We start from the raw sequence: 20,690 nt of genomic DNA, 5'->3' as shown, positions 1-20,690 counted from the left end.
GGTCAAGTTTCAGTTCATTCTTACCGATCGGGGCTTTTTTCCAATGATCGTTGTTGTTGAATACCTGCGATAGATACGCAAAAGGGAGTGCCCACTATGAAAATTGCCATCTGCGGCGGAACCGGATTTATTGGAAGCGCATTGACGGATTACTGGCTGAAGTCCAATCACCATATCATGATCATCACTCGAAAGCTGCCGGAAAATAAACGAGCGGCATATCCGAATCTGGAATATGTATCCTGGGAACAACTTGAAGTTCAGCCGGAACGTATGGAGGGCTTCGATGCATTGGTTAATCTTGCGGGAGAAACGTTGAATCAACGCTGGACGAGCAGCGCCAAGATGCGGATTCTGGAGTCGCGCGTAACGACCGCAGCCAAGGTGGCCCGCCTCGTGTCTTCGCTTGAACGCAAACCGGAGGTGGTCGTGCAGGCTTCTGCCATGGCGATCTATGGAACATCGGCAACGGAAACCTTTGACGAGGACAGTCCCCTTCATGCAGCGGATTTTCCGGCACGCGTTTCGGAACGCTGGGAAGCCGCCTCCAAGGAAATTAAAGGCACAAGGCTTGTCTTCATCCGGATCAGTCTGGTGTTGGGTCACAAAGGGGCTTTTCCACTCATGAAGCTGCCCTACTTGGTTGGATTTGGCGGCAAACTGGGCAGCGGCAAGCAGTGGACGAGCTGGATTCATATTCACGATATGGTGAGGCTTATTGATTTCACGGTGCAAAACAAAGCCATTTCCGGTCCGGTAAACGCGGCTGCACCGCATCCGGTAACGAATGACGAATTTGGAAAAACCATCGGAAAGGTCTTTCGCAGGCCTCATTGGTTTCCGGTACCGGGCTTCCTGATCCATGCACTGGTAGGGGAAATGTCTATGCTTGTGCTGCAAGGGCAGCGCGTCATTCCCCAAAAGGCGCTGGATCAGGGTTTCCTGTTCACTTATCCGACGCTGCAAGAAGCGTTGGAAGACCTTAAATTACACTGATTGGACCGCTCGGTAGGTGTAGACGGACTCTGCCAAAATGAAGGAATCTCCGTCATGGAGCGGATATTCCTTGTAAGGGGCAAGCAGCTGCCCCTGAAGGACCGTTCCGTTCACGGAACCGAGATCTTTAATGGCATAACCGGTTTTGTTCCTGCTCAGTTCAACATGCGCACGGGATACTCCGACCGCTGCGTCAACCCACTGTACCATGTCTGCCGACCTTCCAATAACAAACGAGGCTCCCCTTATGTCCATCCGCTCGCCCGGCTCCCCTGCAGGGGATCTACGCTCCAAATAATACAGGGGCAGTCCCGTGTCTGCGCCTTTGAAGCCGCCGGCTTCTTTCATGGATTGCAAATTGACGGTAGCTTCTCTGGACACGTCAAAACGCATGCTGTTCTCTGTGGATGCTGCCGAATCCTGTAACTGTTCTTTGTCCGAAAAATGCGGGTGCGGCAAATCCTGTACCATGCTTCCCTGCCGACGGTTATACGGCATATCCATGCGATGAACATTCGTGTTCAGATGCGGACCTTCCGGGGCGGCGTCTGACCCCGGCAATGGATCTTGCAACTTGCTGGGGTCATCGCTTCGGCGGGCTGCAAACGGACCTGCATGGCCTGCTTGATTGTTCCAACGCCAGCTTTCCTGAAACATCTCTTCTTCGCCGCCGCTTTCCCGTTGGCGTTTACCCAGGGCAGGAAACGAAAACCTCCCTCGCCCTTTCCACGCCCATACTGCTGCCCCAAGCAGGATGATGCTCAGAGCGGAAGATACCATCATTTCCATCTGTCCGGGCTGTTCCATGTAAATGAATCTCCATATCAAAGCCATGCCTACCATGCAGCCCAAAGCGATGTATGTCACTTTGGCAGACCCCGCATCTTTACCTTCGTCATCCACGTCCGTCTCAAGGTTCTGGTCCTCACCTGAATCCACAGAGCTTCGCTTGAACATCCTCTTCTTCGAGTCATGGTTGGATGGCTTCTCTGATTCTACGGCAGAACGCTCGCCGGATCGCGACAAAAAGGGCTGCGGCTGTCCCGTTTCCAAAGCTGAAGACATTATGCCTTTGCGTTTGAACAGGAAGGACTCCGGCTCCGATTCCAAACCTTGATGCGTGCCATGGGACACAACATGAAGCTTCGCCTCCATTCCGGACACGGCAGCCGGATGAACGGAGGACGCAGTTGTCTTCTCTGGATCATCCTCGCTTTTTTGCCCGTTCGCATACAATTCCAGCAACAGCTCCCGAAGGTGCCTGATATCCCAGCTCTCTTCATGGCATAACTGGAGCACGCGCTGAATCCCTTCACCCTGCAATTGCTGCACATGGGCCATCAAACGGATAACAAGCTCCCGAAATTGCTGAGGTATATCTGTCTGGGCTGCATCCTGGATCGGAACGTAAATCATGCCGATTCCCCCTTGATCGAGCGACCCGTTAACGAACAAATAATCCTCCTGCAGAATAAACTTGCATGACTCCAGCATATATTGCCTGCTCTCCAATAGCGTGTCTGCGATCTGGAACAACAATCCGTACAGCACGTGAAGTTTGATCTTTTCCGTCTTCAACGCATGGGAGAGCATCTTGAATCCCGCGATATCATATTGAAGAGTCACCTTAAGATCCACTTCGCGGATATGGACAGGCAACACTCTTGCAATGCGATTGGAGGCCAGCATTCCGACCTGCACGCTGCTTAACTCGTCCATCCGCAACCCATCGGGCCTCTCCAGCACCATGAACACACCGCCGTTGCGAACAAAATCCCTCGTCAATCCAAACATCGTTCTATTCCTTCCTCCTTCCTCAGCCGATCTACATCAAATATAAATAAGTGCTGACAAATCCGGGCAATACCGCCAGCATAAACGGAAATTTCAGCGTTTTCCCCTTGCCGACCAGCCTGATCGAACCCAATAGGAAGAAGCCGGCCAGGCCGCCAACGATGCTGCGAAATCGCCTTGCCGCATCTTTTCGGAACAACACAATGACAAGCCCGATCGCGCCCGCATACAACACGGAATAAACGACGACATGAATGCCGAACAACAGCCCGGTCCAGGACCCGATTGCTCCGAATAGCTTCACATCCCCCGCGCCCACGGCACCGATGGCATACATCGCAAACAGAACTGCAAAACATACGGCAAATCCGGCGGCCGAGAAGAGCAAGCCATCCCAGCCGCCCCAAGCGGCATGTGCCGCCGTCCCCACCAACATCGCAGGCAAGGTGAGACGATTCGGAATCTTCATCGACCGAATATCGGTGACGAAGGCTGCCATTACGACCAGGCCGCAAACCAGATAAAACCATTCCATGCTCCGCCCTCCCTTCAATCATTTGGATGCCACGTCAAAACTGGTTTCGGTCACTGCGCCATCGGCCGTCTCGACCACAAACGTCCATGTGCCTTCCGTCGTCCGGGTGCCGACGAACCAGTTCCATTCGATGACACCATTCTCGTCCGCCGTGGCCCAACCGATGTGTTTGGCCGTGCTCTGGCCGGATTTGTAAAAAATCGTAAGGTTCGCGCTCATCCCGGGGTCCACCTTGACTTTCACCGCGGCTTTGTTGCCAACGTACGCCGGCTCCGGTTTGGACAATACAACCGCTGCTGAACTTGCCGAATTAGCCCCCTCACCGGAGCCGCCAGAGCCTTCTCCCGTATCTCCAATCCATGCACGTTCGGCCGCGGCAGCCTGGATACGTAACGATTTGCCCAAAAAAGGAACCTTAACGGGAAGCTCATAACTCAATTCCACCATAAAATAAGGATTCTGCTTATTGCGAAGATCGGGAACGGAAATACCGTTCACGTGAATTCGTTCATAATCAAGGACACGTTCATTAATGAAAGGTTTAAGCATCGGTTTTACCGTTGGATCAAGCACCGATTCCAAAACGGAAGTTTTGATTTCCTGTAAAGGCTGTTCGCCGCGGGCGGCTGCCGCTCGAACCCAGTCGTTGAGAGGCTCGGGAAGTGAAGAAGCGTATTTTTCGGCCCACTCCTCCAGAGACAGCCCTGGCAGTTTCCAGCCTCCCCCTCCCTCCCCGCCTCCGGCCGAATCGCCGGGCGAGAACGCGAGCGAGACCGGATAGATCTGGGCAGCCAATTGCTTCACCGCCTCGCCCGCCGTACTTTGCAATGAAGTGGAAATAAGCGTCATCTGCACGATATATATAAGGAACATGACGAAGAAGAGAAATACCGGAAGCACCAACGAAGCCTCCAAAACGATGCTCCCCTGCTCTTGGGGCAACGGAGCCATTGGCATGTTTGCCCGTAATGATTTCCTTTGATCCTTCTTCCGCCAAATCGTAAGAGTCCAGCGCAAGTGCAGCTTCCCTCTCATTCGCCATGCCTTGCCCGACTGCTGAAATTGCTGCTTTCGATGGAGTTGCTTGTCCATGTTCCCTCCATGGAATCATCATTAAATTTAATAGGAATAATCCGCTCGGCGTTCCACGAACAATCGTCCGTCTTCCACCTGTTCCTCACTGCCCATTACGGCCCCTATGCTTCGCACGACGCCAGGCAAAAACCATAATCTGATACTGCTGCGCGTCGATCCCGCTGCATAGGTTTGCTTTTCCTCCGGATTCACCCCGGTATTCCATCGGATCAAAGCGAGCATTCTGGACATTTTGCGTTCATTGTTGCTATGCATCAACAAAAACAGGCGAAGATGATCCCGGTATGTAAGTTTGATCTTGATCATTTTGGACAACTCTACGCTGCCTTCCTTGGCCAATGTGAGCATGTCTTTGATGGCATGAGTAATGCCATGCAGTATGGCGGCAGACAATACAAGCAGCGGATTCCCAAGCTTGCTGTTTTCGATCAATCCCTCTGCCGTACGAATGGCAAGCCTTATACCGAATATTTCCGCGTATGCCGCAGCGATGTTGCCTGAAGAGTTGTGAAAGCCGTAGATGATATATTCCAACTCCTGATTTTTCAAGTCAAATACGTCACCCGCTCCTCCATCCCCTTCGGTCCATCCGAGCAATTGCCCGAAATCCGTCGAATTAAAGTAAGCCAAAGCATATTCATTCTGGAACAGCTCATCTCCCAGATTGTCGAGCAGGCCTGACATGCCCCCGAACAAGCTGTCCATGCCGCTCATCGCATTGCCGCCGGACTCGTACGGATCACCTGCGATTTCCGCCTTTTCCGAGGTGCTGGCGCTCGCCTGATTAAATGCAATGTTGGCATTGTAAAACTTCTCCAACGATTTGAAAGCCTCCGACGAAGCCGAACCGCCGTTTTCGATCCGCGCCAACACGCGCCGGACCTCCTTCAATTTGCCTTTGGACTCCTTGTCATTGGCTTTGCGCTGCGCATCGGACCCGCGACCGCTCTCCAGCTCGCGTTTGCTCTGGAGAATGACATTGGAAGCGCCATTGCGCACAAAGCTGTCCATATAACGCTCCGTCGCTTGGCTGGCTTGTCTGACTGCCTGTTTAATCGGAACACCGTGCTGGGAAGTCACGTTGCGAAGCTGGTTGTTAAGTTCTACGCCAGCCTGTCTTACTTGAGTAAAGTCAGATGTCTGCGCGCTGACACGCTCACCCAATCGGTCAAACAGACCTTCCTCCCTCACCAGTTCGGAAGCAAGGGAACGTGTATCTCGCGCCTCGTTTCCGTTTCCGGTGGAGCCGGGGCTCTGGCCCGGCAAATCGGAACTGCCCACTTTGTCATAGTCGGTATTCTGCAGACGATTCTGCCCTTCGGCAATGACCCGTTTCATTTCTTCATTGATGCTGCGGGCCTCTTCGATTTTGGTGATCGCCTCCGGCAAGTTCGTCTGATGCGCTTGGGTCGAGGACTGCATGCTAGCGCTAATCCCCATCACTACATTGTTCACGCCCGAACGATATCGCCCCAACTCCGAGATATATTGCTGTTCCAAAAGCGGCAGTCCTTCATCTGCTGTTTTTTTGCTCCAGAAGTCGGTATAACGTGCTGCTGCCTCGGCGGCAGTAACAGGCGCTTCCTCAAGCATTTCGTCGTAAATGGCCCCGTTTGGCGGATTCATGACAAGTTCCGGCAGGCCCTTCAGCTTCGCCGCGGATTGTTCCTGTATTTCGATGGCCTCGTCCAGCAGTGCCTCGCGCTTGTCGTACAGCTTCTGGAGTTTTTTGAGCAAATCCACCGTATGAGCCGCTTCCTTCATCTCTCCCGACATCGGTTTGAAGCGGTTGATCACTTCGAGGGTAAAGTCGACGGGAGCCCGGTACTTCATGTCTTCCTGGATTTGTCGATTGAAGATGGCATACTTACCCAATTCTCGTTCCATGCCAAGAGAAGTGGTGTCCCACTGAATATCAAGAATGGGAAAGGCGTCCTTCACCGCCGAAGGTTTCACGCTATCGTTCAGCACTTTGGCCATCATATTTTCCCCGCTGCTATCTCCGTATCCGAATAGCCCGTATTCCCGAAGCGCAGGGTCATATGCCGACATTACAGACCTCATCGCAGCATGCGTCATCCGTTCAACCTGTACCTTGAAAGCCGCAATGCGCGCATAATCGATAAATACTGCCATGAACATATACACCCCCGCCAGAATCAATATTAAAAACAGGGTGACTGCCCCTGATTCGCCATCTCTTTTTCTGAACAGCAGAGCCCTCCTCCTTTGCTACTTTTTGCCGTTCCCGAAATGCTGAATGACTTGTCCCGCTTCTGTTGCTGCTTCTGCGGCCGCTCCGCCCTTGTTTTTAAACTTAGCAGCGTAGTAGCGGGCCAAATCCACCGTTCGAATGAACTCGACAGGCTCAACCACGGCGGAAACACCTTCGGTCTGTACCTCATCACCCGAATCAAAGAGAAAAGAAGGCAATGGCAACGAAATAACCTGGTTAAGATGGACCGTGACTTTCCGCTGCAGCAGCGAATTCGCGTATTCGATCGTGCCGGTCATGCCGGAGGGCATGCCCTGTACGGCTTGAGCCAATTTTTGCTCGGCAAGCCCTTCTCCCTCGATAGCCGGTATGGAAACCTTCGTCACGTTGTCGGCTCCCGCCCAGCCGAATAAAGCGCCCAATAACTGATCATCTTTCAACCGCCAATACAAACCGTCAACATCTGAAACAGCATACTCGCCGGTCAAGGCTTTTTTGTGGCTGTTGTCCCAACTGTAGGCCGCACGCTCCGAAGCGGCATAGGCATGCTGATTCAGAAACGTTCTTTGGTACATGTACATGCCAAAAAACAAGATCAATGCCAACACAAAGAGCAGCACAGGAAAGACCAGGGAGGCTTCGATGGTGAAGCTCCCCTCATCGTTCCTGAATCGTCTATTCGAAAAATTCATTGCTTTTATCGCTGACTTGACCAAGCAGCCTCGTTACCAAAGCTTTGATCTGATCCTTGAAAATCAGAGCAATGATAATAATGACGCCAATAATCAGGATCAGTTCCAACGTCCCCAAACCATCTTCTTCATTCCAAAATCCTTCGATTTTTCCTCTCGTCCATTCCAGCATGCCGATTCCTCCTACATATTCATCATCATAAAAGCAGGTGCCCCGATCATGACCACGATCGCGAAAAAGATCACCACCATCGGAAACACCAGTTTGGAAGAGGCCTGCTCTCCCCTTGCCCGACTGACTGCCTTACGTTTCTCCCACAGTACGTGTGAAAGATCACGCAGCGCCAACACAAAGTCACCTCCTCCACGCCGGAAATTCAGCAGTACGGTCGTCGTAAAAATCGTGACCTCCTGAACCCCACAGCGTCGGCTGAACTGCTCGAAAGCCTGGTGAAACGAATATCCGTTATTCCAATCCGCAACGGTTCTACGCAGTTCGTTATATAAAGGATGATCCCGATTGCCCTGACTGGCTGCGCAATGTACGATGGATCGCTGAACCGTTTCTCCCGCGCCGACCAATAACACGATCCGGTTCAACAGTTCCGGCAGCTCCATCAGCATGTCTTGGTCCCTGCGCTGCACTTTCGCATTCAGGTCTCTGTAGAGCGCAAAGGGCAGCAGCATTGCCATAATCAGTCCACATGCCATTCCCCCAATTCCGATGCCTTCAATCAATGACAACAGGCACCCCAATATGAGCATCAGCCATGCATACGCCAGCATTTCGGCACAATAAAGCATTGTTTTCTCGCCGCTGTGCTGGACGCCGTATATTTTCTGAATGGCATGCTGCATGCGAAACATCAACACAGGCAATCTTCGTACCGCATCGAATCGTTCCAGCAAAAAAAGAAACGGACCATGCAGCTGCTTCAGCCTGATTCCGGGCATGTCCAGCTTGCGCAAATGCCGATACGCCCTTCCCCGGGCACGATCGAGCACGAGCCATCCCAAACACAGCGCTCCGCCTGCAAATACGGGTATCAACATTTCGATCTCACCCCTATACCTTGATATCCATAATGCGCGTGATCCACAAATAACAGCCGGCAAGCATCACCAAAGCTCCGGTAGAGATCAGATACCCCATGCCGCTGTAGAGCGGTGCCATAAAGTCCTTGGCGGTGAAATTCAAAAAAAGGAGGAAAATGAACGGTGCGGCAAACATTGCCTTGGATTCAAACCGTTTCTGGGCCACCGCAACCATGATATCCTGCTGGATATCCAGCTTCTCCCCGATCACGGCCGACGTGCGTCTCACCACCTCGACCAGATCGCCGCCTGTCCGCTTGCAAGTAATGAACACGTCCGCAAAATTGGTGATATCCTCGATCCGGGCACGATCGGCAAAGTCCTGCAGCGCTTCTTCGATCGCTTGGCCGTACTCCATCCGGGTGCGCAATATCGTGAATTCCCGAATCAAATCCGTATCCGTTTCCGGATTGAGCATGCGCAAATCTTCGACGGATTCCCGGAAGCCGTTCTCTACCGATTTTCCCGCCGCAAGCGCGGACGACAACGCATACAGCGCTTGTTTAAAGTGCAGGCCGAGCGTCGTTCTTCTGCGGTCCAGCAGCACTTTGGTCCAATAACGGGGCACCCCGAGAGCCCCGACTGCCAGCACAATCCCGGCAATCCAGTGATGATAGAACAACAGACCTACCCCAAAGAACAACAGTCCGCTGATCCCAATACAGCTCCAGCGCTGCCTTCGAGATAACACCAATGTCGTATAATCCGTAAGTGTTTGTTTGGCTTCATCCACCGAAACCACCTCTGATTAGTAGTTTATTTACGTTGTTATATGATCTGTTCAGCCAGGAATCGGGTTTCGCTGTGCGTACTCCTCCAACCATTCTCCATAACCCGCCATCTGCACTTTATGTACTTGCTTTAACTTCCCCACTTGAACAAGGCCACCGACAATCTTTCCATCCTGCTCTCCTTGCTCCTGGAAACGGAACAACGGATGAAGCATCACTTCCCCCTCATGCATGCCTGCAACTTCACTGATTTCCGTTACGCGGCGGGAACGGTCGCGAAGCCGGGACAAATGAACAAAAATATCGATGGCCGAGCTGATTTGCTGCCGCACAACGGAAATAGGCAGATCGGCGCCGCTAAGCACCATCGTCTCCAGTCTGCTGATCATGTCAGCCACATTATTCGCATGGGCGGTACTTAAAGATCCGTCATGCCCTGTGTTCATAGCCTGCAGCATATCCAACGCTTCCGCTCCCCGAACCTCCCCGATCACGATCCGGTTGGGACGCATGCGCAGCGACGACTTGATCAAGTCGCGAATCGAAATTTCCCCTTTGCCTTCCGTATTGGCATTGCGCGTTTCAAGCGATACCAGGTTGGGCACGGTCACGATTCGCAGCTCTGCAGAATCTTCGATCGTAATAATGCGCTCATCGGCAGGAATGAACTGGGACAGCGCATTAAGAAACGTCGTTTTTCCCGAGCCCGTTCCGCCGCCGATGAAAATGTTATATTTGCTGCGGACCAATTGCTGCAGTAGTTCTGCTGCTTCTTCGTGCAATGCTCCTTTATCGATCAGGTCCGACATACTCATCGGCTCGCTCGGAAATTTCCGGATCGTCATGGTTGGCCCTTTAAGTGCGATTGGGGGCAAAACGATATTGACCCTTGATCCGTCCTTCAATCTGGCATCGACGATGGGAGACGATTCATTCACGATCCGGTTAACGCCAGCAACGATCATCTGGATGATATCCTCAAGCCGCTCCGTGGATTCGAATTCCAATGGCACGCGCTCTACCTCCCCGGCCTTTTCCACGAAGATCTCCCTATGGCTGTTAATCATGATTTCCGTGATCTCCGGAGAGTCGACCAGCGGTTGCAAAATGTCCAGTCCGCGAAACGAATCATACAGCCGCTTGATCAAGGCATGTTTTTCCCCTGAAGTCAGTTCTTCCAATTGAGCGTCGGACAGCACCCTGCGTTCAATGGATTGCCACAGCTCCTCATCTCCGGCAGCGGAAGTCAGGTTCAAACCTGCCCTGACTTCATTGCGCATGGCCTGGAACAGGTCTTCACGTTCCGGGACGATCATTTTAACCATGGCGTACCTCCGCCATTGAAGGAGCGAGTCCTTTGATCCGCGAATGGTCATCCTCGTCAGGCAGCAGCATGGCGCATACCTGCCTGATTTCACGCTGGAAGATTGGAGAGCTGAGCAGCACTTCCTCTTGACTGAGCTGTTTCCAGGAAGGAATCCACGGAAGAATCGCGTCCAGTCGCAGATCAGCACGGGGAAGGGCATTTATCATGCGGCCCTGGACCTTGTTGGCAATAAACCTGGCACGTTCCATCACGCTCTCGTAACGTTCCGGATGAATTCGTTCCATATGTCTCATCCATTCTCCCCAGCGGTACATGGAGGCAAGTTCGTCCTCAACGAGCCATACAAGCGTGTCCGCCGCTTCAAATACAGCCTCGCTGCGCCCATCCCAACCCGAGTCGCCATCCGTGACGATCACGTCATACCGACCGCAATCCACGGCATGCTGCATCAGCGCTTTGGCGTCCTCGCAGGACATTTGCAGCAGTTCTTTGCGGTTGTTCGGCGGCCAAAACATGTCTGCCTTCAATGCGTCATGGCGAAACACATAATCGTCCAGAGCCCCTCCCTGTTTGGCTGAAGCATTCTGCTTCTCCCCTCTAGCCCCGGAATGCTTCTTGCCAGCCTTCAGGTCGTATAACAGCCGCGACAAACCCGATTCCGCTTCGGCATACCGAGGATGGCTCCGCAACAAGCCTTTCTCCAGAAACGGCATGGTGCTGTCCAGCGTCTCCAGATTGAGATACAGCACCGCATATCCCGCAACACCCAATTGTTTGACCAAATGCATCGCTACCGTTGTTTTGCCGCAGCCTCCGGAAGCCGATACCACTCCTGCCAAAAGGGTGCCGCGACCCACCTTCAGCTGTTTCTTCCGCCGTGGTTGGCGGCAGGCATTCAAGGCCGCATCCAGCAGTGCAGGCAAAGGTTGATACTTTGCCAGAAGCTTCTCTTCCTGTACCCCTTCCTTTCCTTCCCCAAGCATCAACCATGGGATTTCTCGATCATGTTTCGCCCGTTCCAGCCAGGGCTGCAGAAATGCAGGCTCCGCAATGACCAGATCAGGCATCTCCCTGTCTACCTGCTCGTACATGTACTCCCTGAAAGCTTCCTCATTCGAAAACGCCGTAAAACGGATATCCGCGGCATATGCGCTTTCCCGCACATAATCCAGCCAGGCGTCAATATACTCTTTGTCCCCGGAAGCAAGAACCGCCTTCAGAACACCCAATATGCCTTCCCTCCCCGAAAAGCACAAAAAACACCGCCCATACAATTGCACAAACCGCATGCAATGTAAGGACGGTGCTTCCGTCACGTGCTATGAATTTATCGATAATATATCATACAATTTCTGGATGATCAAGTGATTTGTGAAAAACCGGAAATTACGCTTCCCTTTTACGAGCCGTAAGGAGCGCCGAACTCGATAATGTTTCGATCCGGGTCCAATATGAAAATTTGCGCAAATCCGGCAACGCTGTCCGGCCTGGCCTCGTATTCGACCCCCTGTTTCTCAAGCCACTCCAACGTTTCCTTGTGGCTCTTCACCCAAATCGCGAAATGGCCATCCGTCGTATCGATGCCGCCCTCCCGCAGCGTATGCCCCTGCGGATGCTGCAATAGATGAAGCTGCTGGCTGCCGATGGCATACCAAGTGCCCGTTGAACGGAAAGGCGGACGCTCGATCTCCTGCAGTCCAAGCACCTCCGAGTAAAACCGCTTTGCAACCTCCAGGTCGCGCACAGCCAAACTGACGTGGTGAATATGCGAAAAATGAATCATTCCCGTTTCCCCCTCCTCTTTCTTTCCCTTGCCGGATCTCCCTCGGGTTATGCAAACATGATGTTCAAGCCGATACACGAATATACCATAGCATAACATAATGATTCTTCGCCAGAACCGAGGTTTGCTCAAACAACACCAAACACCCCCTGCTGATTGAATAAGTTTCCTTTTTCTTTGTTATAACCTGTAGTTCGATAACCTTCTTTTTGGTAAAATAGCTTTGTAATTCACTTAAACGATGAAGGGAGTATATGAAGGATGAAAAAGAAATTGCTCTTTACCGTGTTAGCTGCTATTCTGGTTGCCAATGTTTCAGTCCAAGCTATGCCTAAAGTTGAAGCGAAAAAAGTGTACTACAAAAACTGTGCTGCCGTGAGGAAAGCCGGGAAAGCCCCGCTTTATAAAGGAGAGCCAGGATACCGTAAAGCCCTGGATCGAGACGGAGACGGCGTAGCTTGTGAAAAGAAATAAGTAAACAAGGTTGTACGTATCCGTCCCCGTTTTTCAGCCTAAAGTTGAAAAACACAAAGAACAAAGCTGGCTTAAGGTTGCACCTGAATACATAGCTGGTCTCAAGCAAGGATAGAAAAACCTCGAACAACTTGTATACTTCTCTCGACGGAACATCGAACGAGAAGCATATACCATATATAGCACTCCGGATCGGGGTGCTTTTTATGTCCGCAAACCATCCGGAACGTTGCAGGCAGAAAGCATAGAAAATACGAAAAACACCCCTCGCAGAGCAGCGCAAAACGTACATTTCCTTGCGCTTTCTCCTTAAGGGATGCATCTCTAAACCTTCCGGATTGATTCAACTCGTTACTTCGCGCTGTCCAGCACTTCCTGAGGAACCTCGATGTTCTCCACGGTGTTGTGGTTGCTGAACGTGCTGGTCATTTTCATGTCCATCTTCATCTTCTGACCCTCTTGCTCCATGTTCATGACCATGTTGAGGTCTGTTCCCGTTGGCAAATATGTTTCTTGGTTGACCATGTATTTCATGGTCATGCTGGTGATGTCCATTTGATCGATCATCGTTTGCATTTGCGGGTCTGTCCCGTTTTGCTGCAGAACCGATTTGGCCAGCTCCTTCACATTGTCCCCGGACACCGTAGCGTTGATGATATAGTTGTCGCCCTCGGCCGTAATTTTCGTGTCTTCCGTGATCGATTTGAACTGCTCCAGCTCCTGTTCCGGATTGACGCTTGCTTTCATTTGCTCGATCAGCGGCTGGGTTTGCTCTTCCGGAATGGTCACCCACTGTTCGCCCACCTGCGAATAGATGCCATCGTTAGTAAAATACTGCTTGATGGTCTGCGCTTCCTGACCGGGCATTTCCACCTTCATTTCCTGGTAAGCTGTCAATGGATCTTTGATGACGTCCATCTTGATGCTTGTCGTTAACTGCTGCTCCTGGCTCTGTTCGCCGGCTTCGACGCTAATGTTCTGCTGAATGCTTGCTTCGGAGGAAAAACTCTTTAATGTCTTCGAAGCTTCGCTCGATTTTGCAATCAATTCGTCCAACGTAGGAACCGCCGCTTCCTGTTCATTTACTGCGGCATTATTGCTCGTTGGATCGTTGTTTGCCGCTGTTTCTGATGCATCATTGCTTCCCGCCTGACCTCCGCATGCAGCCAAGCTTAGTGCCATCCATGCCCCGATAAGTACTGTCGTCCATTTCTTCAAATGATTATACCTCCAAAATGGTTGATTTCCCCAATCATTACCCTGTCTTTCCTCATTTCAAACCCATTTCACAGAAAACGATCCTTGATGTCCGGTGAAGGAAGCATGCACGTCTCATCCTTGCCGAACCAGCGGTACCGATTGCGGGCAATGACGCCATATACCGCATCACGCAGCGGCCTTGGTATGATCACGAATCCATACAGCAGCGGGTAAGGAAACTTCAGGCCTTTGGCAAGCTTCAGCGCGGCAGTAGACCGCGTGTAATACTTCCCGTCTTCAATCAGCACGAATGTATCCATGCGATCGACCGGAAGCCTTCCTTGTTCAAGCAATCTTTTGGCCACATCCGATTGAAGCGAGGCGAAATGGTACTTTCCTTTCGGGTCGCGCTTGATGATCCATTTGGTGACTCCCTGACAAAAGTGGCATACGCCGTCCACAAGCACGATGGGATGCTCCTTTCGGTTTTTCCATTCAAGTTCTGACATTCTCCTCAACCTCCTCCAGCTATTATAGAAGCTGTGCACCGCTCGCGATGCATTTAAAGGTACATGGTCTTCCGTTCATATAGAAAAAGAGCGCAGGCTTGCGCCCACGCTCGTATCTGCCCGGCAATTACTCGGCAATTGCCTTTTCTACCCACTGGTCATCCATCATTTGTTGATGGAGGTCTGCTGCATACTGGTCCATGCATTTGCAAATGAAATCTTTGCGGCATACTGGACAAGGCGTTTTCTGCAGACGGCTGATGTTGGTCAATTTCCATTCCGGAGTACGGGAATAGAACACGCGGCAATGGGTGCCGTCCACCAATTTCATCGTAAACTCGTACAATCCGTCTTTTTCGTTTTTGCTCGCGATTTGCAATGTTGCAATGCTCGGTCTATAAGACATGGAGATCACCTGTCAATTCAAATTTGTTCCTGCATTAGCTTTCTCAGTACTCAAACATATTAAAGAAATTTTAGCTTAATGTCAACTCGCCTGCCATGCCGCATTGCCGGGATCTCCATATCAGAAACGCGGGCGCACCGGATCTCTTCACGGGAAGCCTCATTAACCCCCGAACAAAATATCCAGAATCGTCCCGACCTGGCCTTGCTTTTTGCCTTTCAACACGCTTGGGTCAAACACCTCGACATAACCGCAGGAAGAACAAGAGACGAACAAATAATGGTTGTGCTGGATATCGAACACTTTGCTGAGTCCTGCTCCCGACATGGACACTTCCTTGATGTCGCAATCCGTCCCCCGACATTTCGAACATACGAACCGGCGCTCAATCATTTCTTCAATACTCATCAAGCGTTCCCCCTCTTCTTTTCTGGACGTCGGATCAGACAGGTTTGGGTTTATGTAAAAGAGTACGATATGCATCATGCCATTTCCTGCTATGAAATGCTTATTGTTGAAAAACAGGACCCTGCCGGATTGCGGCAGAGCCCCCGATTCGGATCCGATGTCAAAGTTCGCCCAGCGTTATACCACGTTCAACACAACGTCGATATTGCCCCGGGTCGCCTTGGAATACGGACAAAATTCATGCGCTTTGCGAGCCAGCTCCTCCGCTTGGCTGCGTTCGATTCCTTCCATATTGACGTCGAGGCGGACCGCCAGCTTGAAACCGTCGTCTTCCGGGTCTTTGCCGATCGAAACGTTGCTGGTGACGACGACGTCCCCAAGCTTCACTCCCGCCTTACGGGCCACATTGGCCAATGCACTCTCGTAACAAGCTCCGTAACCCGCTGCAAACAACTGCTCCGGATTCGTGCCTTCACCGCCTGATCCGCCCAGTTCCTTAGGCATGGCGAGCTCATGTTTGAGCACTCCGTCCGAAGAAGCTACCGAACCCGTGCGTCCGCCTTTAACTGTTGCCGTTGCCGTATATAAAGCCTGCATCGATGATCTCTCCTTTAATATGGTTAGTATTATCGCTTATGTTCCAATTAAACCGCTGAGTCGTTTTGAAACGTTATTCACCGCTATTTCGGTTCTGACAGCATCGAATGGGTTAACCTATCGTCTGAAACACCGCCCCCTTCTTTGCAAGCCGCCAACTATTCCTATCCATTCTTTTTTGTTTGGCGCCACTTCAGAAAAATTGTCCTTTTACATAAAAGTTGCACTAGACAAAAATATTTGAGGGTGTACAATGTAAACAACGACATATCTTTTCGGACATAAGCTTCTCGTCATTCCAAACCTTCATTTCATCGAAACTATAGATAATCGTTATTAAATCCATTAAAAGTCAGGTGATGATTCCATGAGCAAAAGAAATCCATTCCACACCTCCTCAGCCGAACAGCTTGCAGCAGCAGGCGCGATGCCTTCCCTCGGGGAAGCCCATAGTTCCATGAGAGTGCCCAAAAACGCGGCCTGGTGGAAAAAATTCCTCGCCTTCGTCGGCCCGGGTTACATGGTTGCCGTCGGATATATGGACCCCGGCAACTGGGCGACCGACATATCGGGAGGCTCGCAATTCGGGTATACGCTCCTGTCGGTAATCCTCATTTCGAATCTGATGGCGGTTGTGCTGCAAGCACTCGCAGGCAAACTCGGCATCGTTACCGGACGCGACCTTGCCCAGGCTTGCCGCGAACGGTTCAGCATGCCTGTAGTCATCATGCTGTGGTTGTTATGCGAACTCGCGATCGCTGCAACCGATCTCGCCGAGGTGATCGGGTCGGCCATCGCCCTGAAACTGTTGTTTAACATTCCAATGCTGTATGGCGTCATCATTACCGTAGTGGACGTGCTGCTGGTCCTGCTTTTGCAAAACAAAGGTTTTCGGGCCCTTGAAACGCTCGTCATCGTGCTGATGGCCACCATTGCCCTCTGTTTCGGCATCGATCTGTTTCTCGCCAAACCGGACATGGGCGGAGTGCTGCACGGCTTTGTACCCAGCGCGGAAATTTTGCAAAACCCAGCCATGTTATACATCGCGATCGGCATCATCGGGGCTACCGTTATGCCCCATAACCTGTATCTGCATTCGTCCATCGTACAGACCCGCCAGATCGAGCAGACATCCCGTGGCAAAAGAGAAGCGATCCGTTACTCCACCATGGATTCCACGATCGCTTTGACGCTGGCCCTGTTCATCAATGCCGCCATTTTGATCGTGTCGGCGGCCGTTTTCCACAGTGCAGGCATGACGCAGGTCGCCGAAATCGCCGATGCCTATCACCTGCTGACGCCGCTGCTGGGCACAACGATCGCAAGCGTTCTGTTCGGCGTTGCCCTGCTTGCTTCCGGCCAGAATTCCACGCTGACAGGAACCCTGTCCGGACAGATCGTCATGGAAGGTTTCCTGAACATCCGGATTCCCGCCTGGCTGCGCAGGCTGGTTACACGGCTTATTGCCATCATCCCGGCCGTCATCGTTACCGCCATTGCCGGCGAACACGGTACCGAGGAACTGCTCATTCTGAGCCAGGTCATTTTGTCTTTGCAGCTGCCGTTTGCCGTCATCCCGCTGGTCATGTTTACGAGCGATAAAAAAAGCATGGGCGAGTTTGCCAACAAACCATGGCTGAAAATAGCATCCTGGTTTATTGCTGGTATCATCGTCGTCCTGAACGTGTACCTCATTATCCAGACTTTCGCACTCCTCTAAAAAAATAAGGCTGATCGTCGCAAGCACCGGAGTGCCTGCACGATCAGCCTTTTCTTCGATGAAACGGAGGATGAACACAGCATTATAATGTAACTATTAATGAAACCTAATCCTCGCCAGGCAAAAACAGCGGCAGCAGCTGCTCCAGCGATTCAACCGTCCAGTCCGGCTGCTCGTCCGCCGAGCGTTCAGGCTGAAACCTTCCGTAACCTTGCAATATGCGTACAGTGCGCATGCCCAGTTTGCTTGCCGGAACGATGTCGTTATCGATTCGGTCCCCAATCATAACAGCCTCATCAGGCTCGCATTCCGCCTGCTTCAACGCTACCGCGTATAATCCGGGATCCGGTTTGGATACGCCCTCTTCTGCCGAGCATGCCAGGACGTCCACGTATTTGCGCAAGCCATACCTTTCAAGCCGCTCTTCCGTGCCCAGGCTTTGATTGGCAATGATGCCGATCCGATAACGGCCGGATAACGCATGCAGCACACGCTCCGCAGCAGCAAAAGGATGCTCAAGCTCCTTCCGGAACTTCAGTTTTTCCTGAATCCGTGCCCGGTGCTCCTCATGATCGATCAAGGTACGAATAGCTACCCGCATCGGCCACTGCTCGTACTTGCTGTAACATTCGACAAAGATCTCGCGCACCTTTTCGATGTTCACATGATACCCGAGCATTCGGGCTTCCCGCACAAACTGGCCGATGATGTCGTCCACCGGCTCCCACTCATCCACCAACGTATCCCCAACATCAAAAAACAACCATTTGATACCACCAATATCCGGCACGTTACTCCTCCTTGCTCACCTTGAACGCATCCTCCCAATCATCAACGCGAGCCTCATCCGGCGAATCTTTTACCCTTCAAAAGGTCGCTGTTTTCAGGCCCGTCTTCCAACATTAAAAAAAGAAGACCCGTATCCAGAAAGAGTCTTCTTGGTTTTTCACACATATAATTAAGCTAATTATAACAGCCGCCTAACATCGGATCAATCACCAACAGCCCGCCCTTATCCGTTGAGCAGAAATCCGACCTCTCCATTCATCGAATACACGATCCGATCGGCACCCATACCGCGATAAATGCCTTTGGGATGGCTCTGTTCCGTAATGACGCACAACGTCTTGGATGTCCACGATCTGCAGATTTGCAGATAACGGCAGGTGAGATTAAGGCTGTTCTCAAAAATAAAAACATTGCCCACATTTCCCTGCGGCAGAAACCACTTTTGCGCCGATGCCGTATTCATGCGAATGACGTTCTCTACGCCGATCCGCCGCAATTTGCGTTCTTCGCCCGCACTGTTCGTCAGCACGGCAAAAGGTACCTTTTTGTACATCAACAGCTTCACAAATTTGCGCCCTGCTTCATTCGGGGCCGTGACCAAAACCATCTCGTTATCCATTATTCGTTCCTCCCTCTGACGTGAAAAGACAACAAAAAAGAAGCGTGGGGGACCAAGGCCGCCCGAACGCTTCTTCAATCCATGACAAATAACATTCGCCATGAATAACGTACGGCTTGTTGCCTCTCCCTTTAACGCTTACGAGGTTAGCTGACGGATTCGGGCGCGAGAGTCGCCCTATTTCCGGCATAGCCGGAAAATTCACCCCATAGATGCATCGCATCCGATTGGTTCCCCCGTTTTCCATTCCGACCGGAACGGAAACTCAGCGATTAAAAACATCGTTCATGTTATCGATATGAATCATACACCCCTGACAAGTCGGTGTAAAGTCGGTGCAGCTCTCCGAAAAGGCAGATTTATGGCACTTTGCTTTAATGAGATCGCTTACATATATACTAATCTCCACCTTTCTCGTTTAAACTATCTAATTCTCGCTCTGGTAGAAATTCCACATGATAACGGAAAGGAAGAAACAAGACACTGGCATCCCAAATGATTCCAATTATAATTTTGCATTAATTAATTGCATCAAATATAATAGAGATATAAAAAGATCACCGCATCGATACTACTCATTTGGAGGCGAATATTATGTCCATCTACGATTACAAAGTGAACACGCTTCGTGGCCAGGAAGTCGAAATGTCCCAATACCGCAACAAGGTCCTGCTGATCGTCAACACTGCGAGCAAATGCGGCCTAACCCCGCAATACGAAGGCTTGCAAAAGCTGTATGACAAGTTCCAGAACAGCGATTTCGAAGTATTGGGGTTTCCAAGCAACCAGTTCGCTCAGGAAAAGGGCTCTTCCGACGACATCGCCGAATTTTGCCAGATGAACTATGGCGTCAGCTTCCCGATGTTCGAGAAGATCGACGTGAACGGCAGCAGCGCCCACCCTCTTTTTCAGCATTTGACCAAAGAAGCGCCAGGCCTGCTAGGATCGAAGGCCATCAAATGGAATTTCACTAAATTTCTGGTCGACCGGGACGGCCGCGTGCTCAAACGTTATGCTCCCCAAACGACGCCTGATCAGATTGAAGCCGATATTGCGGAGCTGCTGCATCAATAACAACATTTCAACAGAGATGGATTGATGTCACGATGCATTCATTTTTCATAAGGTCATCCCCTTGAAGAACCGTGTTGCAGCCCGGAAAGGCTTTTCGAAAAATCGGTGATGCAGCACGGCTTTTTTATGCCTTTTTGCAGAAAACAAAAAAAAGAAGCATTCCGATGATCGGAATGCTTCTTTTGTTCTACTTCATTATAATGCGGTCGAGAGGACTCGAACCTCCACGGGCGTACGCCCACTACCCCCTCAAGATAGCGTGTCTGCCATTCCACCACGACCGCATGTCGTATTAGCGGCAACAAAAATGATTATACAGGGTTTCAAAGGAAAAGTAAAGCTATTTTTAACATTAAATTTTGGTGCCGAATGTATCGTCATTTTCCAACATCATATTGCATAAGATGGTATCTGATTTGAACATTTCGCCATCATTTTATTTTCGGTTCTGAAGCAATTCCGAACAATTACATAACATAATATTAACACGGTAAGGATAATAAAATAACATATTTTATTTCACAAATCAAAAATACAGCTTACCATTGACAAAACGCAGACATTTGTGTAAATATATATATCATATAATTCGGATTTTTACCGATATAAGTGATTTAAAACCTGCAACAAA

General features: G+C 51.0%; 21 protein-coding genes, 1 tRNA gene, 1 pseudogene and 1 riboswitch. Of the genes and pseudogenes, 4 read left to right on the top strand and 19 right to left on the bottom strand.

Features of this window, described 5'->3' with window-relative positions:
* The first annotated feature begins 96 nt into the window (after positions 1-96).
* Positions 97-996 carry a TIGR01777 family oxidoreductase gene (locus SNR34_RS06945; protein WP_486181491.1) on the top strand — a complete coding sequence of 300 codons (900 nt, stop codon included), beginning with the start codon at positions 97-99 and terminating at the stop codon, positions 994-996.
* On the opposite strand, the gene SNR34_RS06940 is transcribed toward SNR34_RS06945, so the two are convergent.
* The 11 genes from SNR34_RS06940 to SNR34_RS06890 form a co-directional block, all read right to left on the bottom strand.
* Entirely contained in the window at positions 988-2,790 is a 1,803-nt protein-coding gene (locus tag SNR34_RS06940) for a DUF6382 domain-containing protein (protein ID WP_486181490.1), read from the bottom strand. The genes SNR34_RS06945 and SNR34_RS06940 overlap by 9 nt on opposite strands.
* 31 nt (positions 2,791-2,821) lie before the next feature.
* Positions 2,822-3,325: an A24 family peptidase gene (locus tag SNR34_RS06935; RefSeq protein ID WP_236415072.1), complete on the bottom strand. Its 504-nt coding sequence runs from the start codon at positions 3,323-3,325 to the stop codon at positions 2,822-2,824.
* Between the two features lie 18 nt (positions 3,326-3,343).
* Positions 3,344-4,417 carry a TadE/TadG family type IV pilus assembly protein gene (locus SNR34_RS06930; RefSeq protein WP_486181489.1) on the bottom strand — a complete coding sequence of 358 codons (1,074 nt, stop codon included), beginning with the start codon at positions 4,415-4,417 and terminating at the stop codon, positions 3,344-3,346.
* Between the two features lie 27 nt (positions 4,418-4,444).
* Positions 4,445-6,556: a hypothetical protein gene (locus SNR34_RS06925; RefSeq protein ID WP_486181488.1), complete on the bottom strand. Its 2,112-nt coding sequence runs from the start codon at positions 6,554-6,556 to the stop codon at positions 4,445-4,447.
* Between the two features lie 96 nt (positions 6,557-6,652).
* Positions 6,653-7,327: a TadE/TadG family type IV pilus assembly protein gene (locus SNR34_RS06920; protein WP_486181487.1), complete on the bottom strand. Its 675-nt coding sequence runs from the start codon at positions 7,325-7,327 to the stop codon at positions 6,653-6,655.
* Positions 7,311-7,499, bottom strand: a complete 189-nt coding sequence (locus SNR34_RS06915) for a Flp1 family type IVb pilin (RefSeq protein WP_236415079.1) — start codon at positions 7,497-7,499, stop codon at positions 7,311-7,313. The genes SNR34_RS06920 and SNR34_RS06915 overlap by 17 nt, the downstream gene beginning before the upstream one ends.
* Positions 7,500-7,510: 11 nt before the next feature.
* Positions 7,511-8,380 (bottom strand): type II secretion system F family protein, encoded by an 870-nt coding sequence (locus SNR34_RS06910; protein WP_486181486.1) that lies wholly within the window; start codon positions 8,378-8,380, stop codon positions 7,511-7,513.
* A gap of 13 nt (positions 8,381-8,393) precedes the next feature.
* Positions 8,394-9,155 (bottom strand): type II secretion system F family protein, encoded by a 762-nt coding sequence (locus SNR34_RS06905; protein WP_236415083.1) that lies wholly within the window; start codon positions 9,153-9,155, stop codon positions 8,394-8,396.
* Positions 9,156-9,203: 48 nt separating this feature from the next.
* Positions 9,204-10,478 (bottom strand): TadA family conjugal transfer-associated ATPase, encoded by a 1,275-nt coding sequence (locus tag SNR34_RS06900; protein WP_486181485.1) that lies wholly within the window; start codon positions 10,476-10,478, stop codon positions 9,204-9,206.
* On the bottom strand, positions 10,471-11,709 hold the full coding sequence (locus SNR34_RS06895) for a nucleotide-binding protein (protein ID WP_486181484.1): 1,239 nt from the start codon (positions 11,707-11,709) through the stop codon (positions 10,471-10,473). The genes SNR34_RS06900 and SNR34_RS06895 overlap by 8 nt, the downstream gene beginning before the upstream one ends.
* Before the next feature lie 170 nt (positions 11,710-11,879).
* Positions 11,880-12,263 carry a VOC family protein gene (locus tag SNR34_RS06890; RefSeq protein ID WP_236415087.1) on the bottom strand — a complete coding sequence of 128 codons (384 nt, stop codon included), beginning with the start codon at positions 12,261-12,263 and terminating at the stop codon, positions 11,880-11,882.
* A 354-nt stretch (positions 12,264-12,617) separates the two neighbouring features.
* On the opposite strand from SNR34_RS06890, the pseudogene SNR34_RS06885 reads away from it, so the two are divergent.
* A pseudogene (locus SNR34_RS06885) lies at positions 12,618-12,737 on the top strand (excalibur calcium-binding domain-containing protein); the annotation flags it as partial.
* Positions 12,738-13,088: 351 nt separating this feature from the next.
* Here the strand turns inward: SNR34_RS06885 and SNR34_RS06880 are convergent.
* The 5 genes from SNR34_RS06880 to SNR34_RS06860 form a co-directional block, all read right to left on the bottom strand.
* A complete protein-coding gene (locus tag SNR34_RS06880) occupies positions 13,089-13,955 on the bottom strand; it encodes a DUF6612 family protein (RefSeq protein ID WP_486181483.1) in 867 nt (288 codons plus the stop codon).
* A gap of 68 nt (positions 13,956-14,023) precedes the next feature.
* On the bottom strand, positions 14,024-14,446 hold the full coding sequence (locus tag SNR34_RS06875) for a thiol-disulfide oxidoreductase DCC family protein (protein WP_486181482.1): 423 nt from the start codon (positions 14,444-14,446) through the stop codon (positions 14,024-14,026).
* Positions 14,447-14,573: 127 nt separating this feature from the next.
* Complete coding sequence (locus SNR34_RS06870) at positions 14,574-14,852, bottom strand: hypothetical protein (protein WP_236415093.1); 279 nt, start codon at positions 14,850-14,852, stop codon at positions 14,574-14,576.
* Between the two features lie 162 nt (positions 14,853-15,014).
* Positions 15,015-15,260 (bottom strand): zinc ribbon domain-containing protein, encoded by a 246-nt coding sequence (locus SNR34_RS06865; protein ID WP_236415095.1) that lies wholly within the window; start codon positions 15,258-15,260, stop codon positions 15,015-15,017.
* A 177-nt stretch (positions 15,261-15,437) separates the two neighbouring features.
* A complete protein-coding gene (locus tag SNR34_RS06860; protein WP_236415097.1) occupies positions 15,438-15,857 on the bottom strand; it encodes an organic hydroperoxide resistance protein in 420 nt (139 codons plus the stop codon).
* Positions 15,858-16,284: 427 nt separating this feature from the next.
* Here SNR34_RS06860 and SNR34_RS06855 point away from each other — a divergent pair, with 427 nt between their 5' ends.
* Positions 16,285-17,577 (top strand): Nramp family divalent metal transporter, encoded by a 1,293-nt coding sequence (locus SNR34_RS06855; protein WP_486182417.1) that lies wholly within the window; start codon positions 16,285-16,287, stop codon positions 17,575-17,577.
* A gap of 106 nt (positions 17,578-17,683) precedes the next feature.
* On the opposite strand, the gene SNR34_RS06850 is transcribed toward SNR34_RS06855, so the two are convergent.
* Together SNR34_RS06850 and SNR34_RS06845 are read right to left on the bottom strand one after the other, a co-directional pair.
* On the bottom strand, positions 17,684-18,367 hold the full coding sequence (locus tag SNR34_RS06850) for an HAD family hydrolase (protein ID WP_236415099.1): 684 nt from the start codon (positions 18,365-18,367) through the stop codon (positions 17,684-17,686).
* Positions 18,368-18,589: 222 nt separating this feature from the next.
* Positions 18,590-18,985 carry a hypothetical protein gene (locus tag SNR34_RS06845; RefSeq protein WP_236415101.1) on the bottom strand — a complete coding sequence of 132 codons (396 nt, stop codon included), beginning with the start codon at positions 18,983-18,985 and terminating at the stop codon, positions 18,590-18,592.
* Between the two features lie 120 nt (positions 18,986-19,105).
* Positions 19,106-19,266, bottom strand: a riboswitch (cyclic di-AMP (ydaO/yuaA leader).
* A 313-nt stretch (positions 19,267-19,579) separates the two neighbouring features.
* Here SNR34_RS06845 and SNR34_RS06840 point away from each other — a divergent pair.
* Positions 19,580-20,059, top strand: a complete 480-nt coding sequence (locus SNR34_RS06840; protein ID WP_236415104.1) for a glutathione peroxidase — start codon at positions 19,580-19,582, stop codon at positions 20,057-20,059.
* A gap of 201 nt (positions 20,060-20,260) precedes the next feature.
* Here the strand turns inward: SNR34_RS06840 and SNR34_RS06835 are convergent.
* Positions 20,261-20,343 (bottom strand) — tRNA-Leu (locus SNR34_RS06835).
* Positions 20,344-20,690: the final 347 nt, after the last annotated feature.

This window comes from Paenibacillus sp. XP01, from assembly GCF_057364885.1.
Note: the sequence above shows the minus strand (reverse complement) of the source record. Positions and strands in the feature narration are given on the sequence as shown.

Coding starts and splice junctions, on each gene's coding strand:
- SNR34_RS06915 (WP_236415079.1), bottom strand. CDS start 7,499: ATGCTGGAATGGACGAGAGGAAAAATCGAAGGATTTTGGAATGAAGAA.
- SNR34_RS06945 (WP_486181491.1), top strand. CDS start 97: ATGAAAATTGCCATCTGCGGCGGAACCGGATTTATTGGAAGCGCATTG.
- SNR34_RS06925 (WP_486181488.1), bottom strand. CDS start 6,556: ATGGCAGTATTTATCGATTATGCGCGCATTGCGGCTTTCAAGGTACAG.
- SNR34_RS06900 (WP_486181485.1), bottom strand. CDS start 10,478: ATGGTTAAAATGATCGTCCCGGAACGTGAAGACCTGTTCCAGGCCATG.
- SNR34_RS06870 (WP_236415093.1), bottom strand. CDS start 14,852: ATGTCTTATAGACCGAGCATTGCAACATTGCAAATCGCGAGCAAAAAC.
- SNR34_RS06890 (WP_236415087.1), bottom strand. CDS start 12,263: ATGATTCATTTTTCGCATATTCACCACGTCAGTTTGGCTGTGCGCGAC.
- SNR34_RS06855 (WP_486182417.1), top strand. CDS start 16,285: ATGCCTTCCCTCGGGGAAGCCCATAGTTCCATGAGAGTGCCCAAAAAC.
- SNR34_RS06865 (WP_236415095.1), bottom strand. CDS start 15,260: ATGAGTATTGAAGAAATGATTGAGCGCCGGTTCGTATGTTCGAAATGT.
- SNR34_RS06935 (WP_236415072.1), bottom strand. CDS start 3,325: ATGGAATGGTTTTATCTGGTTTGCGGCCTGGTCGTAATGGCAGCCTTC.
- SNR34_RS06920 (WP_486181487.1), bottom strand. CDS start 7,327: ATGAATTTTTCGAATAGACGATTCAGGAACGATGAGGGGAGCTTCACC.
- SNR34_RS06840 (WP_236415104.1), top strand. CDS start 19,580: ATGTCCATCTACGATTACAAAGTGAACACGCTTCGTGGCCAGGAAGTC.
- SNR34_RS06875 (WP_486181482.1), bottom strand. CDS start 14,446: ATGTCAGAACTTGAATGGAAAAACCGAAAGGAGCATCCCATCGTGCTT.
- SNR34_RS06910 (WP_486181486.1), bottom strand. CDS start 8,380: ATGTTGATACCCGTATTTGCAGGCGGAGCGCTGTGTTTGGGATGGCTC.
- SNR34_RS06860 (WP_236415097.1), bottom strand. CDS start 15,857: ATGCAGGCTTTATATACGGCAACGGCAACAGTTAAAGGCGGACGCACG.
- SNR34_RS06845 (WP_236415101.1), bottom strand. CDS start 18,985: ATGGATAACGAGATGGTTTTGGTCACGGCCCCGAATGAAGCAGGGCGC.
- SNR34_RS06930 (WP_486181489.1), bottom strand. CDS start 4,417: ATGGACAAGCAACTCCATCGAAAGCAGCAATTTCAGCAGTCGGGCAAG.
- SNR34_RS06940 (WP_486181490.1), bottom strand. CDS start 2,790: ATGTTTGGATTGACGAGGGATTTTGTTCGCAACGGCGGTGTGTTCATG.